Consider the following 3,261-nt stretch of genomic DNA (forward strand, 5'->3'; position numbering starts at 1 on the left):
TGCGCGCAGAGCCTGCAGACACTGGGTGCACCCAATGCGACGGCACCGCTACTGCGCGGGCTGCAACGGCTGACCCACAGTGCGACCGACGCGCTGACGGTGCAGTTGGGCGGCACGCTGGCGCAAAGCCCGGACCGCAGAGCAGACGTAGTGCGCCTGGTCGCACAACAGCTGGGCTTGGCGGTCCCCGCCGCCCCCTGGCACACCCAGCGCGATGCCTGGGTGGCTTTGGGGTGCGATGTGGGCCTGCTGATTGGCAGCTTGGGCACCCTGGCCAAGGGCATGGTGCGCGACGCCAGCCCCGACCAAGTGCCCGCCGGCTGCCTGGTAGCCCTGGCCATGGCCAAACGTGCACCGCAGCGGGTGGCCAGCCTGCTGGCCTCCATGCCCGAAGCCTACGAGCGCGGCTTGGGCGTCTGGCAGGCCGAGCAGGCAGACTGGGCACAACTGCTCCTGTCCGCCCATGCCAGTGCCAGCGGTATGTGCCAAGCACTGCTGCAGGGCGACATCAAGGTGCGGACTGACAAGCTTTGAGCGGGGCTGATCAGGGCGCCAAGGACTGGCCACTGAGGCGGTGCTACTGCTGAAATTCTGCAGTGAGCCAGTTGCTCGCAGCATTAACTAACAGCCTTCATTTCCCTATCGACGGATCACTGGATGCAGTGCGCCTGTACGCGCACACGCGTTTGTAGTTGACTAAATTAGTACAAATTAATCATATTTACCTCAAATTCGGCAAATATGATAAATTCGCCTCATTGAAATTTTGAAATTCCCAACATTTGTCGGATGTTTCAAATTAAAAATATCATTTAATCCATTTCATGAGGGCGAATTGCATATGAATACCACCGAACACACCTCCAATTTCCCAGTCGCCCAGCATGTCGCTGCCGACTTTTCATCCGGGCCGCAGGAATGCTTGAGTTTTTGCCTAGGTGGTGAGGAATATGGCATTGACATCCTGAAAGTGCAGGAGATCCGAGGCTACGAGCAGCCTACCCGCATGGCCGGTACGCCGGACTTCGTCAAAGGCGTGCTGAACCTGCGCGGCGTGATCGTACCCATTCTGGACCTGCGGCTGAAGTTTGGCATGCCCAACCCTTCCTATGACGCGTTAACGGTCACCGTGATTCTTGCGCTGAGCCAGCGCGTGGTGGGCGTGGTGGTGGATTCCGTGAGTGACGTCGTAGAACTCACTCCAGAGCAGGTGAAGCGCGTTCCGGAGTTCAGCGGCTACGTGGATTCCACATGCATCACCGGCATTGGCACCCTGGAACAAGCAGGCCGAGAGCGCATGCTGATTTTGTTGAATATCGAAAAACTGATGGGCAGCAGCGACATGGGTCTGGGTGGCACATCCCTGCAATAACCCGCGCAACCGAGCCAGCAGGCCCTCACCTCCCAAGTAGAAATTGCCAATTTCAAAGTGGACTGCAGCGCTTTTTGAACTTCCTTTGAACACCTACACATACAGAGAAACATCATGAACAACCTTACCGTACGCGCAAAACTCACCTGGGCCTTTGGCGGCCTGGCATTCTCGGTACTGCTGATTGGTGGCATGGCCACAAAGACACTTGGCGATGCCAATGACCGCTTCAAGAACTATGTCAACGGTGTCAATGCCCGTTCCAATACTACTCACCTCGTGCGAGAAGCCATAGACTTGCGCGCCATTGCCGCGCGCAACTTGTTATTGGTCAACAAACCGGCAGATATAGCCACGGAAAAAGAAGTGGTCACCAAGGCCCATACGGAAGTAGGTGCGCGACTGGCCACATTGAAGAAGTTGAGTGAAGATCCCACTGTCAGCGCAGAGGCTCGCCGCATGATTGGCGAAATTGACAAGATCGAACAGGCCTACGCTCCAGTGGCATTGTCTATTGTGGATATGGCGCTTAAGGGGGAAAAGGAAGAAGCCATCGCCAAGATGAACGCGGAATGTCGCCCGTTGTTGGCCAGATTGGTCAAAGTGTCGGAGGAGTACTCCGCCTATACCAGCAATCGTGCCGCAAAACTGGTAGATGCTGCCGCAGCTGATTACGCGAACCAGCGCAATTACCTGTTGCTGATCTGCTGTTTGGCCTTGTCCGGCGCCATTGTGGCCGGTGTACTCATCACACGCAACTTGGCAACCGCTCTGGGCGCCGAGCCGTCAGCGCTGTGCGATTTGGTTGGCAAAGTGGCCGATGGCAATTTGACGACGCACTTGCAAGTGCGCAACGGCGACACGGTCAGTGTGCTCGCTGCATTGTCCCGCATGCAGGGCTCCCTCATCCATGTCGTGTCCACTGTGCGCCAGGGCTCCGAAGGAGTGTCCACTGCCAGCGCAGAAATAGCATCCGGCAATCACGACCTGTCATCACGCACAGAGCAGCAAGCCAGTGCGCTGGAAGAAACCGCCGCCAGCATGGAGGAGCTTTCATCCACCGTGAAGCAAAACGCTGACAACGCCCGCCAGGCCGATCAACTCGCCAAGAACGCCTCCACAGTTGCCATTAAGGGCGGCGAAGTAGTGAGCCAAGTGGTGGAAACCATGAAGGGCATCAACGAATCGTCCAAGAAGATTTCGGACATCATCAGCGTGATTGATGGCATTGCCTTTCAAACCAACATCTTGGCCCTCAATGCTGCGGTGGAAGCGGCCCGCGCAGGTGAGCAAGGTCGTGGCTTCGCGGTGGTGGCCAGTGAAGTCCGCTCCTTGGCAGGCCGCAGCGCGGACGCCGCCAAGGAAATCAAGACACTGATCAGCGCCAGCGTGGATCGCGTGGAGCAGGGAACCTTGCTGGTTGACCAAGCCGGTGAAACTATGGCCGAAGTGGTGAGTTCAATCAAGCGGGTGACAGACATCGTGGGTGAGATCAGTGCTGCCAGCACTGAACAGGCCTCCGGTGTAGCCCAGATTGGTGAAGCCGTGCAGCAAATGGACCAAGTCACTCAGCAGAACGCTGCGTTGGTGGAAGAAATGGCCGCCGCGGCCAGCAGTCTTAAGAGCCAGGCTGGCGAGCTGGTACAAACCGTAGGGGTATTCAAACTGGCCGATGCAAACTAGACGGAGGGCGTGTCCTGAATTTTGTGTAAACGGGGCGGATATCAGTTTGCGGAGAAGCGGTCTCCGAACGGCTGAGATCAACGCCAAACTAAACCAGCATAGCTATCTAATTAGGAGCTACTCACGCATACTCCACGGGGGCTAGAGGCCAAAAACACCAAAAAATGCACCGAGACGAGACGGTGCGCGCCTTACGTGGTCCCGCC

General features: G+C 57.2%; 2 protein-coding genes and 1 pseudogene. All 3 read left to right on the forward strand.

Annotation, left to right across the window (positions count from 1 at the left end; translation table 11 throughout):
• Positions 1-534: pseudogene (locus U5O12_RS19300) on the forward strand (hypothetical protein); the annotation flags it as partial.
• A gap of 307 nt (positions 535-841) precedes the next feature.
• Complete coding sequence (locus U5O12_RS19305) at positions 842-1,372, forward strand: chemotaxis protein CheW (RefSeq protein ID WP_322580210.1); 531 nt, start codon at positions 842-844, stop codon at positions 1,370-1,372.
• Between the two features lie 114 nt (positions 1,373-1,486).
• Positions 1,487-3,055, forward strand: coding sequence for a methyl-accepting chemotaxis protein (locus U5O12_RS19310; RefSeq protein WP_322580211.1), 1,569 nt, complete (start codon positions 1,487-1,489; stop codon positions 3,053-3,055).
• Positions 3,056-3,261: the final 206 nt, after the last annotated feature.

It is taken from the genome of Rhodoferax sp. (assembly GCF_034519335.1).
GTDB lineage: Bacteria > Pseudomonadota > Gammaproteobacteria > Burkholderiales > Burkholderiaceae_C > Allorhodoferax.

What these genes read in the sequence shown, in the direction of transcription:
- U5O12_RS19310 (WP_322580211.1), top strand. Translation starts at nt 1,487, where the DNA reads ATGAACAACCTTACCGTACGCGCAAAACTCACCTGGGCCTTTGGCGGC.
- U5O12_RS19305 (WP_322580210.1), top strand. Translation starts at nt 842, where the DNA reads ATGAATACCACCGAACACACCTCCAATTTCCCAGTCGCCCAGCATGTC.